This is a genomic window from Novosphingobium huizhouense (assembly GCF_020179475.1).
Lineage (GTDB): Bacteria > Pseudomonadota > Alphaproteobacteria > Sphingomonadales > Sphingomonadaceae > Novosphingobium > Novosphingobium huizhouense.
This window is the reverse complement of sequence record NZ_JAILXZ010000001.1, coordinates 1,630,336-1,656,222: the sequence shown is the minus strand read 5'-3', so window position 1 is coordinate 1,656,222 and position 25,887 is coordinate 1,630,336. Positions and strand designations below refer to the sequence as shown.

16 protein-coding genes are annotated in these 25,887 nt (G+C 69.9%); 6 read left to right on the top strand and 10 right to left on the bottom strand.

Features of this window, described 5'->3' with window-relative positions:
- The first annotated feature begins 65 nt into the window (after positions 1-65).
- The 3 genes from cysD (at position 66) to K3A85_RS08155 (ending at position 3,812) form a co-directional block, all read left to right on the top strand.
- A complete protein-coding gene (gene cysD / locus K3A85_RS08165) occupies positions 66-986 on the top strand; it encodes a sulfate adenylyltransferase subunit CysD (protein ID WP_225205958.1) in 921 nt (306 codons plus the stop codon).
- A gap of 130 nt (positions 987-1,116) precedes the next feature.
- Positions 1,117-3,063, top strand: coding sequence for a sulfate adenylyltransferase subunit CysN (gene cysN, locus K3A85_RS08160; protein ID WP_225205957.1), 1,947 nt, complete (start codon positions 1,117-1,119; stop codon positions 3,061-3,063).
- 14 nt (positions 3,064-3,077) lie between these two features.
- Positions 3,078-3,812, top strand: coding sequence for a 3'(2'),5'-bisphosphate nucleotidase CysQ (locus tag K3A85_RS08155; protein WP_225205956.1), 735 nt, complete (start codon positions 3,078-3,080; stop codon positions 3,810-3,812).
- Here the strand turns inward: K3A85_RS08155 and K3A85_RS08150 are convergent.
- From K3A85_RS08150 to K3A85_RS08130, 5 genes are all read right to left on the bottom strand, one after another.
- The gene (locus K3A85_RS08150; RefSeq protein ID WP_225205955.1) at positions 3,809-4,921 is read right to left on the bottom strand and encodes a helix-turn-helix transcriptional regulator; all 1,113 of its coding nucleotides are present in this window, start codon (positions 4,919-4,921) and stop codon (positions 3,809-3,811) included. The two genes, K3A85_RS08155 and K3A85_RS08150, sit on opposite strands and share 4 nt — an antisense overlap.
- Positions 4,922-5,035: 114 nt before the next feature.
- Positions 5,036-12,583 (bottom strand): MBG domain-containing protein, encoded by a 7,548-nt coding sequence (locus K3A85_RS08145; RefSeq protein ID WP_225205954.1) that lies wholly within the window; start codon positions 12,581-12,583, stop codon positions 5,036-5,038.
- Positions 12,584-12,615: 32 nt separating this feature from the next.
- Positions 12,616-14,358 (bottom strand): ShlB/FhaC/HecB family hemolysin secretion/activation protein, encoded by a 1,743-nt coding sequence (locus K3A85_RS08140; protein WP_225205953.1) that lies wholly within the window; start codon positions 14,356-14,358, stop codon positions 12,616-12,618.
- Between the two features lie 477 nt (positions 14,359-14,835).
- Complete coding sequence (trhO, locus tag K3A85_RS08135) at positions 14,836-15,810, bottom strand: oxygen-dependent tRNA uridine(34) hydroxylase TrhO (protein ID WP_225205952.1); 975 nt, start codon at positions 15,808-15,810, stop codon at positions 14,836-14,838.
- A gap of 68 nt (positions 15,811-15,878) precedes the next feature.
- On the bottom strand, positions 15,879-16,565 hold the full coding sequence (locus K3A85_RS08130; RefSeq protein ID WP_225205951.1) for a DUF4197 domain-containing protein: 687 nt from the start codon (positions 16,563-16,565) through the stop codon (positions 15,879-15,881).
- A 70-nt stretch (positions 16,566-16,635) separates the two neighbouring features.
- On the opposite strand from K3A85_RS08130, the gene K3A85_RS08125 reads away from it, so the two are divergent.
- Together K3A85_RS08125 and K3A85_RS08120 are read left to right on the top strand one after the other, a co-directional pair.
- Positions 16,636-18,801 carry a primosomal protein N' gene (locus tag K3A85_RS08125; protein ID WP_225205950.1) on the top strand — a complete coding sequence of 722 codons (2,166 nt, stop codon included), beginning with the start codon at positions 16,636-16,638 and terminating at the stop codon, positions 18,799-18,801.
- On the top strand, positions 18,801-20,357 hold the full coding sequence (locus tag K3A85_RS08120; protein WP_225205949.1) for a cryptochrome/photolyase family protein: 1,557 nt from the start codon (positions 18,801-18,803) through the stop codon (positions 20,355-20,357). Before K3A85_RS08125 ends, K3A85_RS08120 begins: the two co-directional genes overlap by 1 nt.
- A 172-nt stretch (positions 20,358-20,529) precedes the next feature.
- On the opposite strand, the gene K3A85_RS08115 is transcribed toward K3A85_RS08120, so the two are convergent.
- The 5 genes from K3A85_RS08115 to K3A85_RS08095 form a co-directional block, all read right to left on the bottom strand.
- Positions 20,530-20,907, bottom strand: coding sequence for a hypothetical protein (locus tag K3A85_RS08115; protein ID WP_225205948.1), 378 nt, complete (start codon positions 20,905-20,907; stop codon positions 20,530-20,532).
- A gap of 288 nt (positions 20,908-21,195) precedes the next feature.
- A complete protein-coding gene (locus tag K3A85_RS08110) occupies positions 21,196-21,696 on the bottom strand; it encodes a ferritin-like domain-containing protein (RefSeq protein WP_225205947.1) in 501 nt (166 codons plus the stop codon).
- A 55-nt stretch (positions 21,697-21,751) separates the two neighbouring features.
- Positions 21,752-22,651, bottom strand: a complete 900-nt coding sequence (locus tag K3A85_RS08105; RefSeq protein ID WP_225205946.1) for a CPBP family intramembrane glutamic endopeptidase — start codon at positions 22,649-22,651, stop codon at positions 21,752-21,754.
- 2 nt (positions 22,652-22,653) lie between these two features.
- A complete protein-coding gene (gene ada, locus K3A85_RS08100; protein WP_225205945.1) occupies positions 22,654-23,703 on the bottom strand; it encodes a bifunctional DNA-binding transcriptional regulator/O6-methylguanine-DNA methyltransferase Ada in 1,050 nt (349 codons plus the stop codon).
- Positions 23,700-24,182 (bottom strand): DUF1203 domain-containing protein, encoded by a 483-nt coding sequence (locus tag K3A85_RS08095; protein ID WP_225205944.1) that lies wholly within the window; start codon positions 24,180-24,182, stop codon positions 23,700-23,702. Before K3A85_RS08095 ends, ada begins: the two co-directional genes overlap by 4 nt.
- Before the next feature lie 130 nt (positions 24,183-24,312).
- Between K3A85_RS08095 and K3A85_RS08090 the strand changes: the two genes are divergently transcribed.
- A complete protein-coding gene (locus tag K3A85_RS08090) occupies positions 24,313-25,869 on the top strand; it encodes a S1C family serine protease (RefSeq protein WP_225205943.1) in 1,557 nt (518 codons plus the stop codon).
- Positions 25,870-25,887 lie beyond the last annotated feature (18 nt).

Sequence of the window (25,887 nt, the reverse complement as noted above, 5' to 3'; positions counted from 1 at the left end):
TGGGAGGTGGGCACTGGCGGCACGCGTGCCATCTGCGGCGCCACCAGGTTCATCAAGGGTTGCTCATGTCCGACAGCACTGTCCTCACCCACCTGCAACGGCTCGAGGCCGAGGCGATCCACATCATGCGCGAGGTCGTGGCCGAGGCGGACAACCCGGTCATGCTCTATTCGGTCGGCAAGGACAGCGCGGTGATGCTGCACCTTGCGCGCAAGGCGTTCTACCCCTCGCCGCCGCCCTTCCCGCTGCTCCACGTCGACACCACCTGGAAGTTCCAGGCGATGTACGAGCTGCGCAACAAGATGGCCGCCGAAAGCGGGATGGAGCTGCTCGTCCACCGCAACCCCGAAGCCGAGGCGCGCGGGATCAATCCGTTCGACCACGGCGCGCTCCACACCGACATGTGGAAGACCGAAGGGCTGAAGCAGGCGCTCGACAAGTACGGCTTCGACGCGGCCTTCGGCGGCGCGCGGCGCGATGAGGAGAAGAGCCGCGCCAAGGAGCGCATCTTCTCGTTCCGCACCGCCAGCCACGGCTGGGACCCCAAGAACCAGCGCCCCGAGCTGTGGAACCTCTACAACGCCCGCAAGAACAAGGGCGAGAGCATCCGCGTCTTCCCGATCTCGAACTGGACCGAGCTCGACATCTGGCAGTACATCCACCTCAACGACGTGCCGATCGTGCCGCTCTACTTCGCCGAGGAGCGCCCGACCTACGAGTGGGAGGGGCAGCTGTTCATGGCCGACGATATCCCCCGGCTCGAACGCGTCCTCGGCTATACCCCCGAGATCACGATGAAGTCGGTGCGCTTCCGCACGCTCGGCTGCTTCCCGCTGACCGGCGCGGTGGAAAGCACCGCCACCACGCTGCCCGAGGTGATCCAGGAAACGCTGCTGACCACCACCAGCGAGCGCCAGGGCCGCGTGATCGACAAGGACGCCGGCGGCGCCGGCATGGAAGTCAAGAAGCAGCAGGGGTACTTTTGACGCGCTACGGCAATGCCGCAAGGCGTTGCCGTAGCGTCAACCCCGGACTTGATCCGGGGCCTGGCTGCCTTCCGGATCGACAGAGAAAGCCCAGCCCCGTGTCGGGCACGGGGCGACGAGGATGAAGACGATGGCCGATAGCGAAGCTACCACCGACGTGATCTACAAGACCGACGACCTCATCGCGCAGGACATCGACGCCTATCTCGAGCAGCACCAGCACAAGACGATGCTGCGCTTCATCACCTGCGGGTCGGTGGACGACGGCAAGTCGACGCTGATCGGGCGGCTGCTCTACGATTCGAAGATGATCTTCGAGGACCAGCTCGCCGCGCTCGAAAGCGACAGCAAGAAGGTGGGCACGCAAGGGGCGGAGATCGACTTCGCGCTGCTCGTCGACGGCCTTGCCGCCGAGCGCGAACAGGGCATCACCATCGACGTTGCCTATCGCTTCTTCGGCACCGAGAAGCGCAAGTTCATCGTGGCCGACACCCCGGGCCACGAACAGTATACCCGCAACATGGTCACCGGCGCCTCGACCGCCGACCTCGCGGTGATCCTGATCGACGCGCGCAAGGGCGTGCTGACGCAGACCCGCCGCCATTCCTACCTCGCCCACCTGATCGGCATCCGCCACATCGTGCTGGCGGTGAACAAGATGGACCTCGTCGGCTACGACCAGGCGACCTACGACGCGATCGTCGCCGATTACGCCGCCTTTGCCCGCTCGATCGGGATCGAGCGCTTCGTCGCCATGCCGATTTCCGGCTTCAAGGGCGACAACATCACCGGCCCCAGCCCCAACACCCCGTGGTACACCGGGCCGAGCCTGATCCAGCACCTCGAGACGGTCGAGGTCGACACCACCGCCGACCAGGCCAAGCCGTTCCGCATGCCGGTGCAGTGGGTCAACCGCCCCAACCTCGACTTCCGGGGCTTTTCGGGCCTGATCGCGAGCGGCGCGGTGCGTCCGGGCGATGCCGTCCGCGTGCTGCCCTCGGGCAAGACCAGCACCGTCACCCGCGTGGTCACGCTCGATGGCGACCTTGACGAAGCCGTTGCCGGCCAGTCGGTGACGATCTGCCTTGCCGACGAGATCGACTGCTCGCGCGGCGACGTCCTCGCCACGGCCGACGCCCCCCCGCAGGCCGCCGACCAGTTCGAGTCCACGCTCGTGTGGATGGCCGACGAAGCGCTGCTGCCCGGCCGCGCCTACTGGCTCAAGCTCGGCACCCAGACCGTCTCGGCCACGGTGCAGGCGCCCAAATACACCGTCAACGTGAACGATGCAGGCGGAGCGGGGTCGCATCTTGCCTGCAAGACGCTCGATCTCAACGCGATCGGCGTGGCGGAGATCACCACCGACCGCCCGATCGTGTTCGAACCCTATGCCGAAGGGCGCACGCTCGGCGGGTTCATCCTGATCGACAAGATCACCAATGCGACCGTTGCCGCCGGCATGCTCCATTTCAGCCTGCGCCGCGCGCAGAACGTGCACTGGCAGGCCCTGGACGTCAGCCGCGCCGCCCATGCCGCGCTCAAGAACCAGCAGCCCGCCGTGCTCTGGTTCACCGGCCTTTCGGGCTCGGGCAAGTCGACCATCGCCAACCTTGTCGAGAAGAAGCTTCACGCACTCGGCAAGCACACGTTCCTGCTCGATGGCGACAACGTGCGCCACGGTCTCAACAAGGACCTCGGCTTCACCGAGGCCGACCGCATCGAGAACATCCGCCGCGTGGGCGAAGTCGCCAGGCTGATGACCGATGCCGGCCTCATCGTCCTCACCGCCTTCATCAGCCCGTTCCGCGCCGAGCGCGAGATGGTGCGCGGGCTGCTTGCGGCGGGCGAATTCCTCGAGGTGTTCATCGACACCCCGCTCGAGGTCGCCGAAGCGCGCGACGTCAAGGGGCTCTACAAGAAGGCGCGCTCGGGCCAGCTCAAGAACTTCACCGGGATCGACAGCCCCTACGAAGCGCCGGAAAACCCCGAGATCCGGGTGGACACCACCAGGGAAAGCCCCGAAGACGCGGCCGAACGGATCGTCGACCACCTGCTCGGCTGGGCGCCGACGATCTGATGGGAGAGAAAGCGATGACCGATGCCGACCTTGCCGCGCATCTCGCCGAGGTGGCCGGGCGCCTGCTGCTGACCGTGCGCGACAGCCAGGTGCTCAGCCTCAAGGCGCTGGGCAAGGCGGGCGACGCCACCGCCAACCAGTTCCTCTGCCACGCCCTGCGCGAACAGCGCCCCGACGACGGCCTGCTCTCGGAAGAGGAAAAGGACAACCTCGATCGCCTCGCCTTTTCGCGCACCTGGATCGTCGATCCGGTCGACGGCACCCGCGAATACGGCGAGGAACGCACCGACTGGGCGGTCCATGTCGGCCTCGCGGTCGATGGCGTCGCCACCACCGGCGCGGTCGCGCTGCCCGGCGCCGGGATCGTGCTGCGCTCGGACCAGCCGCGCGCGCTGCCCACGGCGCCCGCGGTCTTGCGCATGGTCGTCAGCCGCACCCGGCCGGCCAAGGAAGCGCTCGCCGTGGCCGGAGCGCTCGGCGCCGAGCTGGTGCCGATGGGCAGCGCCGGCGCCAAGGCGATGGCGGTGATCCTCGGCACCGCCGACATCTACCTCCACTCGGGCGGCCAATACGAATGGGATTCGTGCGCCCCGGTCGCGGTTGCGCTCGCCCACGGCCTGCACTGCAGCCGCATCGACGGCAGCCCGCTGGTCTACAACCAGGCCGACACCTACATGCCCGACCTGCTGATCTGCCGGAAGGAACACGCCCCCCGCGTCCTCGCCGAAGTCGCGAAGGTGAAAGACTAAACCAGCGCGAGCACGCTGGTCAGCAGGCGCCGCACCAGGTCGGATTGGCCGCGCGCGCCGGTCTTGGCGTAGACCTTCTTCGAATAGTTGCGCGCGGTCTCGACCGTGAGGCCAAGCTCTGCCGCCGCCTCGGCGATGCCCTGTCCCTGCGCCAGCGCCCAGGCAAGCCGCGCCTCGCTCGGGCTGAGGCCGAACAGCGCGGCGACGAGGGCGCTGCGGTCATGGTCGGGCATCCCGCGTTCGCCGATGTAGGCGGTCGCAACCGCGCCCTGCCCTGCAACCGCGCCCTGCCCTTCGACCAGCGCCGCGTGCCGCGCCGGGAGCACGAGCAGGTCGACCGGCGGGTCCTGCGCCAGGGGCAGCGCCAGCGGCTCGTCGCGGCGGTGATCCGCCAGCGCACGCACGCCCTCGACCAGCTTCGCGTCGCTTTCGGGCGCGGCGAGCAGCAGGCGGCTGCGCGGCCCGCGATGGATCACCGGCGCGCGCGCCAGCAGCGCCTCGGCCCGCGCATCGCAATCGACGATGCAGCAATCGCGATCGAGCGTGATCCAGCCGACGCCGAGCCGATCGAGCACGCCGGCGCTCGCTTCGGCCCGCGCGCGCGCAGCCTCGAGCGCACCCAGGGCCAGCAGCGCGGCGCGGAAGAACGGCGCCAGCAGCGTCAGCATGCGCCCTTGCGCGGCGCCCAGTTCGCCCTTGCCGACCAGCGCCAGCCAGCCGTCGATGCCGCCCGGCTCGCGCAGCCGCATCGCGCGCACGTCGGCGAGGCCGGCCGGGGCAAGCTGGCTCGCGACGAAGGCCGCCTGCGCCTCGCCGCCGCTCTCGACCAGTTCGGCCAGGCCATAGACCCGGCCTTCGCGCATGAACCGCAGCCGCTCCGCCGCCTCGGCGCGGCCCGCCGTGAAGAAGGCGGCGAAGTCTTCCGCGCCGAGGCCCGAGCGGATCTCGATTGCCCTTGCCGGGTCCGCGCCCATCACCACGATCACCGCCTGCGCGACCCCGGTCGCGCTGCGCAGCCGCGACAGGAACGTCTGCCACATCGGCCGCTCGAAGATTCCCTCGACCAGCGGCAGCAGCAGGTCGGTCTCTCCGGGCGTGGGAATGCGCATGGCGCCGATCCTACCGCCGCGCGCGCGCCGCCGCCACTCCGCTTGCGCCCGCCCATCGGCGCAGCCCGCCCCCGCGCCAGCCGGGCGACGCGGGGGCGGCGCCGGGCGCCGGCCCTACTTGACGATCAGCCCGCTGGCGTTGGTCTGGTAGGTGATCGCGTAGTTGTTGGCGCTGCCGGCCGAGAACACCGCGTTCGAGCCGAACAGCGAGTAGGTCCCGGCGAGCGAGGCGAGCGTTGCGTCCGAGGTCACCGAGATGCTCGACACCGTGTCGCCATTGACGAGGCCGGTGGTCGCGGTCGCAGCGGTGGCGGTCGCGGTACCGGTGGTCGGGTTGGCGGCGCCGATCGCGCGGGTCAGCTGGTTGGGCGTAAGCACCAGCGTGCGCTTGGTGATCGTCAGCAGTCCGGCGTTGGCGAAGGTATAGGTGTAGTTGGCGTTGGTCGCGGTCAGCCCCGAGCCGGTGATGGCGTATGTCCCGACCCCCGAAAGGTTGGTCGCGGCCGTGGCGAAGCTCGCCGTGCCCGAGACGGTGTTGGCAAGCGTATCGCCATTGACGAGGCCGCTCGCCACGACCGTGCCCGACAGCGCCGGGTTCGCCGTGCCGTAGATCTTGGTCGCGGCATTGGCGGTGTAGGTGATGGTGAGCGGCGCGGCGATCACCGAAAGCGCCGTGGCATTGCCCGCAGCCTGGACGAAGGTGAAGGTGTAGTTGCTGCTGGCGCCGGCAAGGCCCGAGCCGGTGATCGCATACTTGCCGACCGGCGAAGTGGCGGTCGCCGTGGTGCTCCACCCCGCCGTGCCGGTGGTGACGCTCGCCAGCGTCTGGCCATTGGCGAGGCCCGTCGCGCCGATCGTGCCGGTGACCGCCGGCAGTGCGGCGCCATAGGTCTTGCTTGCCGCCGTGGCGGTGTAGGTCACCGTCACCGGCGCTGCCGTCACGCTGAGCGCGGTGGCGTTGCCCGCCGCCTGCACCGCGGTAATCGCGTAGTTGCTCGCGGTCAGCCCCGCCCCGGTCACGGCATAGCTGCCGACGTTCGAGGTGGCGGTCGCTGCGGTCGTCCATGTCGCCGCACCGCCGAGGTTCGCCAGGGTCTCGCCGTTGACGAAGCCGCTGCCGGCAACCGTCCCCGTCAGCGCAGGATTCGCCGCGCCGTAAATGCGGCTGGCCGCGCCCGCGGTATAGGTCAGCGTCAACGCCGCCGGCGTGATCGACAGCGCGGTGGCGTTCCCTGCCGCCTGGACGAAGGTGAAGGTGTAGTTCGCGCTGTTGGCGGCGAGCCCCGCTCCTGCGATCGCCACCTTGCCCACCGGCGTGGTCGCGGTCGCTGCCGTGGTCCAGGTCGCGGTGCCGGTCGTCACGTTCGCCAGCGTCTGCCCGTTGACGAGGCCGGTCGCCGTCACCGTCCCGGTGAGCACCGGGTTGGCCGCGCCATAGGTCCGGCTGGCGGCGGTGGCGGTATAGGTCACCGTCAGCGCTGCCGGGTTGATCGTCAGCGCGGTGGCGTTGCCCGCCGCCTGGACATTGGTCACCACGTAGTTGCCGTTGGCGACGAGTCCCGCGCCCGTCACCGCGTACTTGCCGACGTTCGAGCTCGCGCCCGCCGCGGTGGTGAAGGTGGCGGTGCCGGTGGCTACGCCCGCCAGCGTCTCGCCGTTCATCAGCCCGGTCGCGGCGACCGTGCCGGTCAGCGCCGGGTTGGCCGCGCCGTAGATCCGGCTGGCCGCGCCGGCAGTGTAGGTGATGGTGAGCGCGGCGGGGGTGATCGACAGGGCGGTTGCGTTGCTCGCGCTCTGGGCGAAGGTGAAGGTGTAGTTCGCGCTGTTGGCGGCAAGGCCTGCGCCGACCACCGCCACCTTGCCGACGGGCGTGGTGCCGGTCGCCGCCGTGCTCCAGGTCGCAGCGCCCGTGGTCACCGTGCCCAGCGTATCGCCGTTGGCGAGGCCCACGGCGGTGAGCGTGCCGGTCAGCGCCGGATTGGCCGCGCCATAGGTCCGGCTCAGCGGATCGGCGGTATAGACCACCACCAGCGCCGCCGGGTTGATCGTCAGTGCGGTGGCGTTGCCGGCGGCCTGCGCAAACGTGAAGGTGTAGTTTGCGCTGTTGGCGGCGAGCCCCGCGCCCGTCACCGCGTAGCTGCCGACGCCCGAGGCGGTCGTGGCAGTGGTGGTGAAGGCGGCCGTGCCGGTCGTCACCGAGGCGATGGTGTCGGCGTTCTGCAGGCCGGTCGCAACGACCGTCCCGGTCAGCGCCGGGTTCGCGCCGCCGTACGTCCGGCCGAGCGCGGTGGCGGTATAGGTCAGCGTCAGCGGCGCGGGCGTGACGGTGAGGTTCGCCGCGGTCGGCACGATCACGCGGTAGGCGACGCCGAGGTTCGACTTGGCCGCAGGATTGCGCGTGATCGCGTAGGTGCCGACGTTGCTCGTCGGCGTGGCGGTGGTGGCGAAGAGGTTGCCGATGGTGAGCGCATCGCCCGCCGGGCCGAAGGCGTAGTAGGCCGCACCCCCGCCGGTGATCGACCCGCCGAAGGTCGGATTGGCCGCGCCGTAGGTCCGGCTCGCCGCCGCCGAGTTGGCGACCACCACCGGGGTCAGCGCATAGAGCTGCGGATAGAACGCCGCGGCTTGCCCCGCCTGGCCCGAGAGCGAAGGCGGCGACCAGGTGCTGGTGAAGTTCCACCCGGCATAAGTCGTCGACGCCAGCGTGTAGTCGGTCATCTGCGCGGTGGTGAAGCCCTTGGTGTTGTCGCAGCCCGCGCCATTGACCTGGCCGCACATCACCGCGCCGCCCCCCTGCTTGTTCCACAGCGACTTGGAAATGCTGGAATTGGACGCGGCCCAGCCGACCAGGCCGCCGACCGAGGTGCTGCCCGCGCCGACGGACAGGCCGCCGCCGGCGTAGGTCTGGTTGAGCCGGGCATAGTAGAGATAGCCGACCAGCCCGCCGACATTGGCCGAGCCTGCGCCCGAACTGACGTTCCCGGTGGCATAGGCCTGGAAGATCGTGCCGGTGTCGAAGGCACCGGCAAGGCCCCCGACGCTGAACGCGCCCGCGCCCGCCTTGACCGCGCCGCTCGCATAAGCGGTGGTGATGCTGGCGTTGGAATAGCCGACCAGCCCGCCGACGTTGTAGGTGCTGCTGCTCACCGCATCGCCCACGGTGACCGCGCCGGTGGCGAAGACCTGGGTCAGCGGCGCGGTGTTGTAGCCGATCAACCCGCCGATGTTGCTGCCGGTGACCGGCGCGGCGGTGGTGCCGATCGTCACCGCCCCGTTCGCCTTGGCCTGCGTGATGGCGGCGGCATTGTAGCCGGCGAGGCCACCGATGTAGCCCGATCCGGCCCCCGCCGACACCGCGCCGATCGCCGAAAGCTGCGACCCGCTGCCGCTCTCGAACGATCCGGCAAAGCCGCCGACCGCGTTCGCGCTCGCGCCGACGCTGACCGCGCCGACCGCGTAGGAATTGGTCACCGTCCCGCGCATCAGCCCGGCGAACCCGCCGACCTGGTATGCGCTCGCGCCGAGCGCGCTGACATTGCCGGTGGCGTAGGACCCGGTGATCGGAGCGTAGTCGTTCTGGCCGATCAGGCCGCCGACCTGCTGGAGGCCGCTCACCGCGCCTTTGGCGTAGGATTGCGTCACGCTACCATAGCTCTGGTAGCCGACCAGGCCGCCGACGTAGCGCCCACCCGAGACTGCGCCGATCGCGTAGGACTGGATCACCGTGCTACTTGGATTGCTGCCGACGAGGCCGCCGACATAGTTGGTCGCAGAGGTGCCGATGACCGCACCGTCACCGTGCGATCCCTGGATCAGCGAACCTGCCGAACCGACGAGGCCCCCAACATAGTCGACCTCGGCAGGAAGGGCCGAGATCGTCACCGACCCGGTGGCATAGGAGTTGTGGATGGCGCCCACGCCGCTGCTTCCGACAAGCCCGCCGATGTTCGAGTAGGAGATGCCGGCGCTGCCGATTTGGACCACGTTGCCCTTGGCGAAGCTGTTGCTGATCGTGCCGTCGGAGCTTACACCGGCTAGACCTCCGACGTTGGAACTGCCGGTGACCGCCCCGATCGCGTAGGAGTTATCGATATCGGAATCGGACGCGTAGCCGATCAGGCCACCGACGTAGCTGGATTCGACACCCGTGGTGACCGCGCCTTGGGAATTGCTGCCACTGATCGAAACTGTCCCGGCATATCCCGCAAGTCCGCCGATGTTGCTGCTGGAAAGGCCGGTCTTCACGGCGCCGGCTGCATAGCTGGCGTTGATCGCGCCATAGTCTTTCTGGCCGACGAGGCCGCCGACCTGCTCGCTGCTGTCTCCTGCGGTCACGTTGCCCTTGGCGAACGAACTCGCGATCGTGGAGTTGGCATGATCGTAGCCGATCAGCCCGCCGAGATACTGGCTCTGGAAGCCCGCAGAGACCGCACCGATCGCGTTCGAGGTGCCGATCGTGACCGGCGCTCCGCCATCGAGATACCCGACCAGTCCGCCAACGCGAGCGCTACCGGTCCCGACCGTGACCGTACCGATGGTGTTGCTCCCGGTGATCGAGCCACCGAAGTCATAGCCGATCAGCCCGCCGATCGAGCCGCTGTCGTTGCCTGCCTTGACCGCGCCATTGGCGTAGCTCGCACTGATCGTGCCGAAGGTCGTGCTGCCGTCGCCGTAGCTGTAATTGCCGACGAGACCGCCGACATCGTAGGACGAAGCGCCGACCGTGACGTTGCCCTTGGCGAACGATGTGTCGATCTTGACGACATTGGTCGCACCGGCCAGGCCGCCGACGTAATAGCTGCCGTCGCCCACTGTCACCGCGCCGATGGCGTTGCTGCCGGTCAGGACGGCCGCAGTGCCATTGGCTTCGAGATTGCCGACGAGGCCGCCGACATGCTCGCTGGTCGCGCCGGTCGTGATCGCGCCGCTTGCGCTGCTGCCGGTGACCGAAGCTCCGTATACGTTGCCAGCGAGCCCGCCGACGTACCGCGCGTTGGTGCCGAGCGTGATCGCGCCCGTAGCCGACTGCGACGCGATCGGGCCGTCGATGGTGCCGACCAGACCGCCCACCTGATAGGCATAGCTGCCGCCCTTGATCGTGCTGCTCGACGAACTGGTGGTGAGCGTCGCGCCGGCGATGCCGCCATTGGTGAAATAACCGACCAGCCCGCCGACGTAGCTTATTGAACTGCCGAGCGTGATCGCGCCGCTGCTGGTGCTGCCCGAGATTGCCGCGGCGTACTGGTAGCCGACCAGGCCGCCGACATTGCTCGAGTTGTCGCCCGCGGTGATCGTTCCGGTCGCCTTGCCGCCGCTGATCTTGACGCCTTGCGAACTACCCACGAGACCGCCGAGGTACGTCCCGGACACCGGCGCCGTGGTCGTGCCGAGCAGGATGGCGCCGCTGGCGGTCGAGTTGGTGATCGCCCCGGTGATCGATTCCGCCGAGCCGATCAGCCCGCCGACATTGGTGCTGCCGGCGCCCGCCAGCGTCACCGCGCCGGTCGCGGACGATCCGGTCACGTTCTGCGCGCAGAGGCTGTCGCACTGGATGCGCCCGACGAGGCCGCCGAAGTACTGGCCACCCTGCGCGGTGCTGACCGCGCCGCTCGCCGACGAGTTCGTGACCGAGGCGTTGTAGAGGTAGCCCGTCAGGCCGCCGAACGCGTAGGAACTGCCGCCGGTGGCGCTGTCGCTGACCGCGCCCGTGGCCGAGGAGGCGGTGATCGTTGCCCGCTCGGTCCAGCCGATCAACCCGCCGACATAGTTGCCGGCGACCACATTCACCGTCGCCGACGAGCTGAGCTTGTTGATCGCCCCGCCCACATCGACGCCGATTGCGCCGCCGATGTAGGAGGAACTGCTGGTGGTGGTCACCTTGCCCGCCACGGTGATGTTCGAATAGTCGGCGCCGCCGGTGCCGTTCTGGTAGTTGTAGTTCGAACCGACCAGCGCGCCGGTGTAGGAGCCGCCCACGACATTGGCGTTGGTGAGGGTGAGGTTCTCGATCGTCTTGCCGACGCCGCCGACCACGCCGAACAGGCCGATGTACTGCACCCCCGCCCGGTTGATCGTCAGCTTGTCGAGGGTGAAGCCCTGCCCGTCGAAGCTGCCGGCAAAGCCCGCCCCGCCATTGAAGTAGTTGCCGTTGCCATCGGTGCCGAGCGGCACGAAGTTGGTGATCGCCGAGAGGTCGAGGCTCCTGCCCAGCGCGTAGTTCTCGTTGAGGTTGCTGTTGATGTTCTGCAGGTCGCCCGCGCGGTTGACCAGCTCGTAGGCGGTCACCTTCGTGGCGGTCACCGCCGGGAACGCCACCGCCGTGCCGAAGACGGGCGCATTGTAGTAGATCTTCGCGAACGAGCCCGCGCCGGTCAGCTTGGCGGTGATCCCGCTGGCGAAAGTGACCGTGCCGGTGCCGGTGCCGGTGTTGTCGGCGCGCAGGACCAGCCCAGCGCCCGCGCCGGTCGCGGCGATGTTCTTGTTCACCGCAACGTTGCGGAAGGCCGAAAGCGTCAGCGCATTGCCGCTGGTCCAGCTCACCGCATCGTTGACGATCACGTCGCCCGCGGTGCCGGTGAGGCCGGTGCCCGCCGCGATCGTCACCGAGGTGGTGGCGAGCTTGGTCGCCAGCGCCGCGCCGGTGATGTCGCCGCCGCTCGCCGCAACAACGTAGTCGGTGGGATCGATCAGCCAGGTGCCGACCTTGCCCTTGGCCGAGGTCGTGTCGACCGACAGCCCGCTCGCCGCGACATGCTGGCCCGAGGTTTCGACGAAGCCGCCGTTGCCGGCAGCGCCGGTCGCCTTCGCGCTGATCGCGCCGGTGCCGGTGACGGTGCCGCCCGCGCCGCCCAGCAGCACGACCTTGCCGCCCGCGCCGGTCGCGCTGTCGGCGTTGATCGTGCCGGTCAGGTTGACGACGTTGCGAACCAGGTCCTTCACTGTCGCCGCCTGCAGCGCGACATAGCCGCCGCTCGCGCCGATCGTGCCGGCATTGGAGACCAGCGCGCCCGTGCCCGCCTGGGTCGAGGGCACCGAAAGCTGCATGAAGTTGCCGCCGTTGAGATCGAGCACGACCTTCTCGGCCGAGGCGAGGCCGACCTTGCCCACCGGCACGGTGATCGTGCCGGCATTGCTCACGCTGCCGCCGAGCAGCGCGACGTAGGCGCCCTGCGCCGCCGCGATCTTGCCGGCATTGCTCACCGCCGCCGAGCTGCCCTTGCCGGCAAAGGCGAGCTTGCCCGCCATGAAGTCGGCATCGGCGATGTCGAGCGTCGAGGCGACGAAGCCGCCGCCGGTGCTGACCGCGCCGGTCGCGGTGATCGCGATGCCGTTGGGATTGACGAGGTAGACCGCGCCGTTCGCATTGATTGCGCCGGCGATCGTCGATCCGGCGCTTCCGGTCACGCGGTTGAGCGTAGCGCTTGCCGCCGTGGGCTGCTTGAAGGTCACGCTGCCGCCCTGGCCGACCGAGAAGTCGGTCCAGTTGATCACCCCGCGCGCGCTCGTCTGCGTCACGGTCACCGCGCCGGGCGCGGTGGCGATCGACGCGGAACCGGCGGCGACGACGCCGCCCGTCGGCACGGTCTGGGCGAGCGCGGGGCTGGACGCGAGCACGCTGGTGGCGAGCAGGGCAAGACGCAGGGGACGCTTGGTGCGGGTCATCGAAGGTCTCCGGGGATCGAGGGCGCTGCTGGTCACAGCGAAAGGCCGAGGGTGAGGTTGAAGCGGGTCGCCCGGTCGAGCGGGCGGAGGCGGGAAAATCCGAAGGCGAGCTCGCTCGCCAAGCTCAGCTTGCCGCCCAGCGCACCGGCGCGAAGCCCGGTGCCGAGCGCGAAGGCGGTCACGCGCGAAGGCTCTGGGCCGGTCGGGCGCGCGATGCGTCCGGTTCCGGCCGCGCCGAACAGGTAGGGGTTGAGGCCGAGCGTCCGCGCCGGCAGGCTGGCGACGAGCTCGCCGCGCGCCACCGCGCCGCTGTCGACCGCGGTCTGACCGCCGACATAGGCCGAAAGACCGTCCGCGCCTTCGAGCGAAAGCTGCTCGGTGCGCAGCAGCGCCGCGCCGAACGCGCTCTGCGCGCGCACGTGGAGGGACAGCGACAGCGCCGGCGCGACCGGCATCACCCCGGTCAGCTCGGCATCGACATGGCTGAAGTCGTTCGCCGCGCCCTGGCGCGAGAACGGCACGAAGCTCGTCGCGACGTCGTGCGCCGTGCGCGCGCCGAGATCGCCGAGGCCCTGGTTCCAGCGCAGCGCCAGCGTCGCCGCCGGACGGCCGGCGCCGCCGAGGCTGGCGCTGAGCCCCAGCCGCGCGGCGAGGAAGCGGTCGTGGCTGAGGTCGACGTCGAAATCGGTCGCGCTGTTGATCGAATCGGTGCGCTCGAGCGTGGCGGTCAGCACCACCGTGCGCGCGCGGCGGCGCACCGCGACGTAGCCCAGCCGCAGCGTCTCGCGCTCGAGCCGCCCGAGCGTGACCGGAGCGCCCGGCGCGGGGTCCGGCCGGGTGCGCGAGAACGTCGCTTCGGGGTTGAGCGTCAGCGCGCCGCGCGCAAGGCGCAGCAGCGCGCCGCCGCCGAGCACCCGCACGCGTCCGGTGCCGTCGACGAGCCGGCCGAGATCACGGCCCGAAGCGACGTAGCCGTACAGCAGTTCGCCGCCGCCGAACGGCGAGTTGAGCGAGGCTTCGGCGCTCAGCCCGAGCGAGCCGAGCGCCGGGTCGTAGTCGTTGCGCAGCCCGAGCGATGCCCCGGCGGAGCGGAATTCGCCCGCCAGCAGCAGCCGCGTTCCGCCCGGATTGGCCCCGCGCTCCAGCGCCGAGCGCAGCGCGAGGCCCGGCACGTCGCCCGCCAGCAGCAGCGCCCGCTCGACCTCGCGGGCGCGCAGGTGCGGCTTGCCGCGCAGGCCCATGACGCTTGCCGCGACCGCGCCCCGCGCCGCCGCAGGCACGCCGGTCAGGTCGATGTCCTCGAGGAAGCCGTCGGTCACGACAAGGCGCAGCGTGGCGCCGGGCGCCAGCTCCTGCGGCGGCACCGACACGCGCACGAGGAAATGGCCCGCCGCGGCATAGGCCTGCTCGAGCGCGCTCGCCGCGGCATAGACCTCGCCCAGCCGCACCGGCCGGCCGACCAGCCTCGCCAGCAGCGGCCGCGTCCGCTGCGCCAACGGGCCGAAGCCGCCGTCGACGACGACGTCGCCGAGCCGCAGTTCGAGTTCGTCCGAACCAGGCGGCGCGCGCAGGCCGTCGGATGGCGGCAGCGGCGGGGCGGAATCGTCGGGGCGGGATTGCGGCACCAGCACCCGCGGGGTCACCGTCACCGTCGCCGGCGGCGCGCCGGGCGCGGCGGCCAGGGCCGGCGAGCCTGCGAACAGCGCAAGGCCGGCCACGACCCGCAGGGCATCGGTCGCGCTGGCCGGACGAAGTCGCTGCGGTCGACACTGCACGGGATCCGGCCCTTCTGGTTACGCGTCGACTGCAGGAAACCTGCAGAAGCGCAGATTCACGAAATAATCGCGCACCCAGAAGTTCGGTTTGATTGGTAGCTGATCTTCAATTCGATTGATTCGCTACTTGAGGCGATGATTGCTCCAATATGAACCGAAGTCTAACCCTTTTTCATAACAAATCCACATCGGTTAATATTTCAGTTTTATTTGTCTATGTGCGGAGCAGGCACAAAAGCGCGCCAGCTCGACGTACCGCTCGCGCGTCGATTGGGCGGGAAGGAAAATCAGGAGATTGCAGATCGCCTTTCGCGCCGGCGCAGGCAGCCGCAGCGGGCCGCTTGCCCCGCGCCGCGGCGCGCGCGGCCGGTTTCCGCGATGGTTAAGGCGCCCGGCAGCCCACGCTGCGCTGCGGCATCGAGTCCGGCGGATTGGGCCGGATCGGGCCGGATCGGGCCGGATCGGGCAGGACCGGGCTTAGTCAGGCGCCCCAGTGCCGCCGTCGCTGTCGCTGCCGGTGCTGCCGACGTGGCGCCGCCCGCGCGCCGCGGCGAGGCGGACCTGGCGGTGGCGCTCGCGGTACCCTGCGCGCTGCGCCGCGTCGCGCCGGTCGTGGCAGGCGGGGCAGCTCACCCCGTCCTCGTAGAGCGGCGAGGCGCGGTCGGCGGCGCTCACCGGGCGCCGGCAGGCGCGGCACAGCCCGTGGCTGCCCTCGCGCAGCCCGTGGCCCACCGCGACGCGCTCGTCGAACACGAAGCATTCGCCCTGCCACAGGCTCTCGTCCTCGGGCACCGTCTCGAGGTACTTCAGGATCCCGCCCTTCAGGTGGTAGACCTCGTCGATCCCTTCCTGGCGCAGGAACGCGGTCGACTTCTCGCAGCGGATGCCGCCGGTGCAGAACATCGCCACCTTGGGCGTGCGCCCTTCCCCCAGCAGTTCGTCGCGGTGCGCGCGGAACCAGCCTGGAAAATCGCGGAACGTGGCGGTCTTCGGGTCGATCGCGCCGGCGAAGGTGCCGATCGCCACCTCGTAGTCGTTGCGCGTGTCGATCACGATCGTTTCGGGATCGGCGATCAGCGCGTTCCAGTCCTGCGCATCGACATAAGTGCCGACGCTGGCGCGCGGATCGATGTCGGGCACGCCCATCGTCACGATCTCGCGCTTCAACCGCACCTTCAGCCGGTGGAACGGCATGGTCGAGGCCTGCGACAGCTTGACGTCGGCGTCCGCGCAACCGGGCAGCGCGCGGATATGCGCGAGCACCTCGGCAATGCCTGCATCCGGCCCGGCGATCGTGCCGTTGATGCCCTCGTTCGCCAGCAGCAGCGTGCCCTTCACCTTCGCCGCGCGGCAACGGGCCTCGAGCGGCCCCTGCAGCGCCGCCGGGTCGTCGAACGGCGTGAAGCAGTAGAGCGCGGCGACGGTGAACGCAGGAGAAGCGGCGGCGGTCATGACGCGCCGCCCTTCCCCGATCGCGGCCCTTTCGTCAATTCACGCGGCACCGATCATCCCGCGCCTGCTCAACCTCCCCCGAACGCGCGCTCGAGCAGCGGATCGTTCGTCCCGCGCGGATTGCGGCGGATCTCGGCCTCCTCGCGTCCGATCGCGCGCCAGATCGCATCGTCGGCCTGCCGGGCAAGGTCGTTGGCAAGGCCGTTGACGTCGACGCCCGTCGCCAGCTGCAGCGCCTGGCCCACCAGCGGGTCCGAGGTCGCGTGGAGCAGGTTGCCGAATTCGGGGAACATCACGTCGATCAGCCGCCCCGCCATCTCGCCGCGCAGATACCTGGTCGCCTCGTCCGGCCGGCCGCGCACCAGCGCCAGCGCGTCGCGCACGCCGATCCCGCGGATCGCCTCGGTCACCGCGGGCGCGGCGCGATAGGCGGCACGCTCGGCCATTTCGTTGAACACGCGCGCCAGCCGGTCCTTGAATAGCGGTCCGGTCAGCAGCTGCTGCAGCGCCCCGCCCCGATTGCCGAGCTGCTGCGGCAGCGTCAGCCGCGCCATCTGGTCGTCCCAGAACCCGCCGGGCGCGAGCAGCCGGTCGAACGCGCGATTGGCCGAGAGCTGCAACAGGCGCCGCACCACCTCGACCAGCGAGAAGCCGCCATAGCCGGCGCATCCGCCAAGCCCCAGCGCCGCCGCGCCGACCAGCGCGCCCGTCCCCAGCATCAGCCTCCTGCGGGTCAGAACCGTCGTTGCCGCCATCGCCTCACTCCTCTTTTTGCCGCGGTGCCCTTTCGCCCGACAGCCATGCCCGCCATATGCGATCCCCACGATGAACCGCGTCCGCTGCCTCGTCTTCAACGCCGCGCTTGGGGCCCTCGACTACCGCGTGCCCGAAGGCATGGCGGTCGAGCCGGGCAGCGTCGTTGTCGCGCCGCTGGGTCCGCGCCAGATCGTCGGCGTGGTGTGGGAGAGCGAACGGCTCCCCGCGACCGAGGTTCCGGAGGCCAAGCTGCGCCCGCTGCTGCAGGTCCTGCCGGTGCCGCCGATCGCCGCCCCGTTGCGCCGGCTGATCGAATGGTGCGCCGATTACTACGTCGCCGGCCTCGCTTCGGTCGCGCGCATGGCGCTGTCGAGCAGTGCCGCGCTGCGCGGCGGCGGCACCGTCACCGAATACCGGCTCACCGGCCACGAACCGGCGCGCCTCACCCCGCAGCGCGCGCAGGCGCTCGACCTGCTCAACGGCCAGCAGGGCACGATCCGCGAGCTGGCCGAGATCGCCGGCGTGTCCGACGCGGTGCTGCGCGGCATGGTCAATGCCGGCATCCTCGAGCCCGTGCTGGTCGACAGCGACCGCCCCTACCCCGCGCCCGATCCGCGCCATGCCGAGCCCGACCTTTCGGCCGAGCAGGCCGAAGCAGCGGCGAAAATGGTCGCCGCGGTCGAGGCGCACCACTTCCGCCCCTTCCTGCTCGACGGCGTGACCGGCTCGGGCAAGACCGAAACCTACAGCGAAGCCATCGCCGCCGCCATCGCAGCTGGGCGTCAGGTCCTCGTCCTGCTGCCCGAAATCGCGCTCACCGAAAGCTTCCTCAAGCGGTTCGAGGCGCGCTTCGGCGTGCCGCCGGTCACCTGGCACTCCTCGCTCAAATCGTCCGAGCGCCGCCGCGCCTGGCGACAGGTGGCCTTCGGCCAGGCCCGCGTCGTGGTCGGCGCGCGCTCGGCGCTGTTCCTGCCGTTCGCCCGGCTGGGCCTGATCGTGGTCGATGAAGCGCACGAGATCAGCTTCAAGCAGGACGACGGCGTACGCTACAACGCGCGCGACGTCGCGGTGATGCGCAGCGCGTTCGAAAGCGTGCCGGTGGTGCTGGCCAGCGCCACGCCTGCGCTGGAAAGCCTGCAGATGGCCGAAGCCGGGCGCTACGAACGGCTCGTCCTGCCGAGCCGCTTCGGCGGCGCGACGCTGCCAGACATCCGCGTGGTCGATCTGCGCGAACAGCAGCCGCCCCGCGGCCAGTGGCTCGCCCCGGTGCTGGTCGAAGCGCTCAAGGACCGGCTCCTGCGCGGCGAGCAGAGCCTGCTGTTCCTCAACCGGCGCGGCTATGCGCCGCTCACGCTGTGCCGCACGTGCGGCCACCGCTTCCAGTGCCCCAACTGCTCGGCCTGGCTGGTCGAGCACCGCCTGTCGCGCCGCCTCGCCTGCCACCATTGCGGGCACGAGATCCCGCCGCCCGACGCCTGCCCCGAATGCGGCGAGAAGGACTGCCTCGTCGCCTGCGGCCCCGGCGTCGAGCGCATCGCCGACGAAGTCGCCCACATTCTCCCCGACGCCCGCGTCGCGCTCGTTACCTCCGACACGCTGACCAGCCCGGCCAAGGCCGCCGAATTCGTCGCGCAGGCAGAGGCGAAGGCGATCGACGTGATCGTCGGCACCCAGCTCGTCACCAAGGGCTTCCACTTCCCCGACCTGACCCTCGTCGGCGTGGTCGATGCCGACATGGGGCTGGAGGGCGGCGACCTGCGCGCGGCCGAGCGCACCTACCAGCAGGTCGCGCAGGTCGCAGGGCGCGCCGGGCGCGGCGAGAAGCCGGGCGAAGTGCTGATCCAGACCCGCCACCCCGATGCTCCGGTGATCGAGGCGCTGGCGAGCGGCGATCGCGACGCCTTCTACGCCGCCGAGACCGAAGCCCGGCGCGAGGCCAACGCCCCCCCGTTCGGGCGCTGGGCCGCGATCATCGTCTCCAGCGAGGACGAAGCCGAGGCCCGCGACGCCGCCCGCGCCATCGGCGGCACCGCGCCGCGCCTGCCCGATGTGCTGGTGCTCGGCCCCGCGCCCGCGCCGCTCTCGCTGCTGCGCGGCCGCTACCGCTATCGCCTGCTCATCAACGCCCGCCGCTCGACCGAGCTGCAACGCGTGATCCGCGAATGGCTCGATCCCTTGCGCTTTGCCCCCGGGGTCAGGGTGGCGGTGGACGTCGATCCCTATAGCTTCGTCTAGTGAAGAAGCCCGTCCTCGTCCTGATCCTCGGCGACCAGCTGTCGCCCGCCATCTCCTCGCTCGCCGACCGGACGCCCGACGACACGATCGTGCTGATGGCCGAAGTCGCCGACGAGACGACCTACGTGCGCCATCACAAGGCCAAGATCGCGCTGGTGCTCTCGGCCATGCGCCATTTCGCGGCCGAGCTGCGGCAAGCGGGCTGGAGCGTCGATTACGTGCGGCTGGACGATGAAGGCAATTCGGGCAGCCTCACCGGCGAAGTCGCGCGCGCGATTGTCCGGAACCATGCCCGCGGCGTGCAGGTGACCGAGCCGGGCGAATACCGCCTGCGGCAGGCGATGGAGCAATGGCGCGAGGACTTGCCCGTCCGCCTGCGCATCCTGGCCGACACGCGCTTCGTCTGCCCGCTGCCTGATTTCTACGAATGGGCCGCCGCGCGCCGCGAACTGCGCATGGAGTATTTCTACCGCGACATGCGCCGCAAGACCGGCCTGCTGATGGAGGGTGACAAGCCGGTCGACGGCCGCTGGAACTTCGACGCCGAAAACCGCTCAGGGCCCGAAAAGGGCGCGAGCTTCCCCGCCCCGCCGCGCTTCGCCCCCGATGCCGTGACGCGCGAGGTGAACGCCATGGTGGAAAGCCGCTTCACCCGCCACTTCGGCACTCTGGATGCGTTCAACTGGCCGGTCACGCGGTCAGACGCCGAGACACTCCTTGCCCACTTCCTGAAAAGGCGCCTGCCCCACTTCGGCCGCTGGCAGGATGCGATGGTGGCGGGGCAGGACTTCGTGTTCCACGCCCTGCTTTCGCCCGCGATCAACCTGGGCCTGCTCGACCCGCTCGCCGTGTGCCGGGCCGCCGAGGCCGAATACCGTGAAGGGCGCGCGCCCATCGAGGCGGTCGAGGGCTTCATTCGCCAGATCATCGGCTGGCGCGAATACGTGCGCGGCATGTACTGGCTCGACATGCCCGCCATGGCCGAGGCCAACTTCCTCGACGCCACGCGCCCGCTGCCCGACTTCTGGCGGACGGGCGAAACGAAGATGCGCTGCCTGTCGGAAGCGGTGCGCACCACGCGCGACAATGCCTATGCCCATCACATCCAGCGGCTGATGGTGCTGGGCAACTTCGCGCTGCTGGCGGGGCTCAAGCCGCAAGAGGTGGCCGACTGGTTCCTCACCGTCTATGCCGATGCCTACGAATGGGTCGAACTGCCCAACGTCGCCGGCATGGCGCTCCACGCCGACGGCGGACGCCTGGCCTCCAAACCCTATGCCGCGAGCGGCGCCTACATCGACCGGATGAGCGACTATTGCGGCACCTGCGCCTACAAGGTGAAGGTCAAGACCGGCCCGGACGCCTGCCCCTTCAACGCGCTCTACTGGCACTTCCTCGCCCGCAACGAGAGCAAGCTCGCCCGCAACCCCCGCCTGTTCCAGCCCTACGCCACCTGGCGCCGCATGACCGCCGACAAGCAGCGCGAATACATGGAGAGCGCCGAGGCGTTTCTGGCGACGCTGGAACCGGCGGAACCGGGCTGGGCGCGGGGGTAGTGGGGGGGGGGTGACTGTTCGGAAACGCCGACTTGCGGACGTTTCATGGCGGCTGGGAGAGGCCAGCTATCCGGCGTCGCCGCACAAAAGGCGCTGTTCCGCACACGACGACATGGCGGACGTCGGATGGCACGGGTTGTGCGGCTGGGATACAGATGGTTGATTGGAGGTGCTATTCTTCCGCAAGTTGCCACGGGAACCGCCGACTGACCAACCAGCATACCCCAACCATGACCGCCCAACTCCCCAAACAGTCGAGGACGAACAAGCCCTTCACAGCACCTTTGGAAGGCAGATCCGGGTTCGCGACGTAATTACGTTCGACATAAAGCAGGACTAGATTGGCCACCTCGAGCAGCACAGTGGTCGGCCAGAACCAAACTGAGCCGCGAAGTCGCCAGAATGGGGCGACTGCGAATCCGACAGCGGTTAAAGTTCCGGAAATCCAGAAGTATTGGCTAGGATAACCCCACCCACCCACGATGATGAGACCGCAAATCCAGACCGCAAAGAGGCCGAAAACGACGAGCATTTTCTTCGTCCAGCTCACGTTTCGTCGCCTCTGATGTGGATCCCCTTGATTGCCTATCTGAGCGATCCACATTTTGAAAGTTCAATGGGCGGTTCGGCATACACGCTGAGCCAGCGACCGCTTCCCACCAAAACCAGACGGCGTCCTCCGAACAACACGCCGTCATCCCGGGCTTGACCCGGGATCCCGCTTCCTTCCTGCAACCTCGCCAGAAAAGCGGGACCCCGGGTCAAGCCCGGGGTGACGGGAGGGGGTATGGGCAAGCAGCTTCTGCGTGTGTCCACGCGCTGACGCACCAGCGCTCCCCTACCCCTCCAGCAGTTCCGCCGCCGCCAGCAACCTGTTGCCGTGGTCCACTTCCTCCGCCCCGTTCTGGCGCAGCAGCGCGGCGGCTTGGGGGTTGTCGATGCGCGCGGCCCAGCTTTCGTAGAGCGCCTGCCCGCCGAATTCGCCCTGCGCCTGTTTGCGCAGGCCTTCGGGCGTGATGGGGGTGACCGGCAGGTTGTCGGCGGCGAGGTAGGGATTGTCCTCAGCCGCCGGCGGCTCGAACGCGCCGCCGCCGAGCAGGCCGACCACTTGCGCGGCGCGGCGGGCGTGGACCATTTCCTCAGCACCGTTGCTGTGCAGGATCTGGATCACCCCGGGATGTTCGGTGCCCTTGGCCGAAAGCTGGTAGAGCGTCTCGCTCGCGGCCTCGACCAGCGCCATGATCTTGATGTCGTCGACGCTCGGGCTGGTCACCGTCCCGATATGTGCAAAAGCCTCGCGCAAGCTCTGCGGCCAGCCCGGTTCCAGTGTAAAGGCCATCGTTTCTCTCCCCGATTGTCGTTCGCGCGCAGCCTGCCCGAAACCGGCCCGTGCGTTAAGCGCTTTTCGCCTCGTCCGTCGGGGGAAGCCAGCCGAACGGCACCCAGTGTCCGCGCCTGATCGCGATGCGCAGCATGATGAGGCCGGCGATCGTCGCGATCACCAGCGTCACCGCCGACGCCTCGAGCCCGAAGGCGCCGCCGGTCAGCCAGTCGGGGCCGTTGCGTTCGGTCAGGAACAGGCCGTCGCCCGCCGGATTGCCCGAAACCGGGATCGACCAGATGAACCCTTGGGTGAAGTTCCAGCCGGCGTGGAGCCCCACCGCCAGCCACAGCCTCCGCGTGACCATGTAGGCCGCGCCGAGCAGGATGCCCGCCTCGACCGCGATCGCCACCGCCGCGAACAGCGACGCGCCGGGATTGGCAAGGTGCGCCACGCCGAAGAACTGCGAGGCGGCGAACAGGCCGACGATGCTGCCGCCCAGCTTTTCCACGAAGCGGAAGCCGATGGCGCGGAACATCACTTCCTCGTTGACCCCCGCCGCAAGCGACATCGCCGCAATGGGGAAGAAGATCGTGCCGTGCCCCATGCCGGTAACCTTCAGCCCGCCCATCAGCGCCACCGCGCCGACAAGCAGGCTGAACAGCGCAACGCCGAGCGCGAAGCCACCCGTCACCTCTTTCAGCGAACCCATGCCGAGCGGCAGTTCGCCATCGGGCTTGCGTTCGATCCATCGCTTGAACGCGCGGTACGCCAGAAACGTCGCCATTACCGCCGCGACGGTGAACGGGAACACCAGCGCCGGGTTGATCGCCCGGATCTGGTTGGGACCGAAGCTGGCGAGAACGATCGCCGGAAAGCCGACCAGCGCCTCGCCAAGGATCAGCAAGGTCAGCGGATGGGCAAGGATGCGTGAAAACGTACCAGGCGCAAGATCGCGCGCAGAAGTGGCCATGGTTACCCCCCTACGTCGCGTCCGCCCTCCTTATCGAGCAGCGCCTGCTTTATCGCAAGGCCATAGGCATAGCCGCCAAGGCTACCGTCCGATCGCACCACGCGGTGACAGGGGATCAGCACGGCGACGTTGTTGGCCCCGTTGGCGCTGCCCGCCGCGCGCACCGCGCCGGGCTTGCCCACTGCGGCCGCGATCTGGGCATAGCTGCGCGTCTCGCCCGGCGGGATGCGCTGCAGCTCGCGCCACACCGCCTCCTGGAACGCGGTGCCGCGCACATCGAGTGGGATGTGCGCGGCACTCCCCGGCGCCTCGACCGCCGCCACCACTTGCGCCAGCAGCGCGGCGAAGTCCTCGCCGCCTTCGACCAGCTCGGCCCTGGGGAAGCGCCGGGCGAGCGCCTCGGGCCCTTCGGCGAAGGAGAGACGGCACACCCCCTTGTCGGTCGCGGCCACCAGCATCGCCCCCAGCGAGGTATCGACGACCGCCCAGCGGATCGTCACCCCCGCCCCGCCGTTGACCCACGCCGATGGCGCCATGCCCAGTCTCCCCTCGTTTGCGGCGTAGAACCGCGACGGCCCCGAAAATCCCGCCTCGTAGATCGCTTGCGTCACGCTGTCCTCGCCGCTCAGCGCCTCGGCCGCGCGCTCGGCGCGCAGCGCGCGGGCATAGGCGGCGGGCGAGAGGCCGGTGTGGCGGGCGAAGACCCGTTGGAAATGCGTCGGCGAATAGCCCGCCTGCGCGGCGAGATCGGCGAGCGCCAGCGGCTGGCCAGCGCTGCGGATGGCCGCTATCGCCGCCAGCACCGCGCGTTCATCGCGCGCCACGTCGTCGGGCGAGCAGCGCAGGCAGGGCCTCAGCCCCGCCGCCCGCGCGCCCGCGCCATCCGCGAAGAAGCGCACGTTCGCGCGCCGCGGATGCCGCGCCGCGCAGCTCGGCCGGCAATAGATCCCGGTGGACAGCACGCCGGTGACGAAGCGCCCGTCGAACGCCCGGTCGCGCGCCAGCACGGCGCTCCACGCTTCGTCGTCGGCAATCGCGGTCGTGGCGCTCACGCAGCGTCTCCCTCGCGCGCGATCCGGGCGACGAAGCACCCGTGCGCGGCGTTGTGCGCATCGATATAGGCGATCGCCGGATCGGCGAACAGGTCGCGCACCGGCCCGTCGCCCTGGTCCGGCAGCATCAGCCGCGCCGCGCGCAGCATGCCCGCCTCGTCGAACCCGCGCAGACCGATCGGGCGCCCGGCGAAGACCGGCGGCAGGCGGTCGACATGCGGCGCCGCCCGCGCGTCCGCCCCTTCGCGCACGTAGATCGCATAGGCGCTGCGATAGGGCGTGGCGACGTCGTGGCTGACATGGTGGAGCAGCAGCAGCGCCTCGCCCGCCCGCGCGTCCTCGAGCGTCACGCGGCAGGGAAAGCCCCGGTCCGCCGCCGCGACCACCCGCCGCGCGCCTTGCGCCGCGAGCGCGTCGTCGGAGAGTCCGAACAGCGGGGCGAAGGCAGCGGGATCGAGTCCCTCGATGCGATAGGTCATGGCATGGTCTCCTTCAGGGGGGCCTCGTCGGCCGCGACCGCGACCGGCCGCCCGCTGTTCTTGCCGCAGCGGACGCATCGGCGCGTCCTGCCGCTTGCGGTCAAAGCGAAAGGCGGCAAGAAGTCCGCGCATGTCGAAGCTGGTCGCCCGCCTTCTCGCCGCGCTCGCGCTGGTCCTCCTCGCCCCGTCGGCGCTCGCCGATCCGGCGGACATCGCCGCCGCCAGCCGCAGCGTGGTGCGCGTGGTGATCCTCGAGACCGACGGAACGCGCGCCAGCATCGTCGGCCACGGCACCGGCTTTGCCGTTGCGCCGAACCTCGTCGTCACCAACGCGCATGTCGTCGAGCAGCTGCAGGAGGACGATTCGCTGCTCGTCGGCGTCGTCCCGCCGCAGGGCCGCGCCGGCGTGCAGGCAAGCCTCGTCGCCACATCGCCGCGCAACGACCTCGCGCTGCTGCGCATCGACGGAAAGGGAATGCTGCCCGCCGCCACGCTCTATCCCGGCGCGGTGCAGGACAGCGCCGAAGTCTTCGCGGTCGGCTACCCCGGCAATGTCGACATGGCGCAAGGCCTGTCGATGGCCGACCTCGTCACGCCACAGGCCGCGGTCAAGACGCGCGGCTATGTCTCGGCCGGGCGCTCGTCGAAGCAGTTCGACACGATCCTCCACACCGCGCCCCTGGGCTCTGGCAATTCGGGCGGGCCGCTGCTCGATTCGTGCGGCCGCGTCGTCGGCGTGAACAGCTTCGGCACGGTCAGCGACAACGGCACCGATTCCTCGTTCTTCTTCGCCATCTCGATGCGCGAACTCGCCGCCTTCCTCCGCCAGGCCGGGGTCGAGCCGCACACCAGTGGCCTTCCCTGCACCTCGATCGCCGATCTCGACCGCGCCGACGCCACCCGCGCGATGGGCGAGCAGGCGCGCGCCGCCGCCGAGCAGCAGGGCCGCCTCGAAGCCCGCCAGCGCGCGCAGGACAAGGCGCGCCGCGATGCCGAGCTTGCCGTGCTGGCGGAACGCGACAACGGCCTCGCGCTCGCCGTGCTGCTGCTGGTCGGCGCGCTCGCCATGGGCGGCTGGGCGTTCCTGCAGGGCCAGCGCGGCGAAGCGCGGGCGATGAAGGTGTTCGGCGGCCTCGCCGGCGCGCTGGTGCTCGGCGCCGTCGTCGCCTGGCTGCTGCGCCCCTCGCTCGCCAGCATCGACGAGCGGGCGCAGGACATGCTTGCCGAACCCGAAGCCAGCGCGTCTGCCAGCGCCGAACCGCTCCCTGCGCGCGCCGCCGGCACCGGGCCGATGACCTGCGTGATCGACACCAGCCGCAGCCGCGTCACCGTCTCGGACATCACCGACGTGCCGCTCGACTGGAGCGCCGACGGCTGCGTCAACGGCCGCACCCAGTACGGCCTTGCCGAAGACGGCTGGAGCCGCGTGCTCGTCCCCAACGGCGAGGACACGATCTCGGTCACCCACTACGATCCCGCCAGCCGCGGCTATACCGTCGAACGCTTCCTGATGGGGCTCGACGCGATGACCCAGGCGCGCGCCGCGCGGAGCAAGATCGTCGCGCCTGCTTGCGGCGCGGGCGAGGACGCCGCCCGCCAGTTCGGCGCGGCGCAACGCGCGATCACCGCGCTGCTGCCCGCCGAACCCAACGAACGCATGCGCTACAACTGCCAGCCGACGCCCTGATCGCGCCCGGGGCAATGC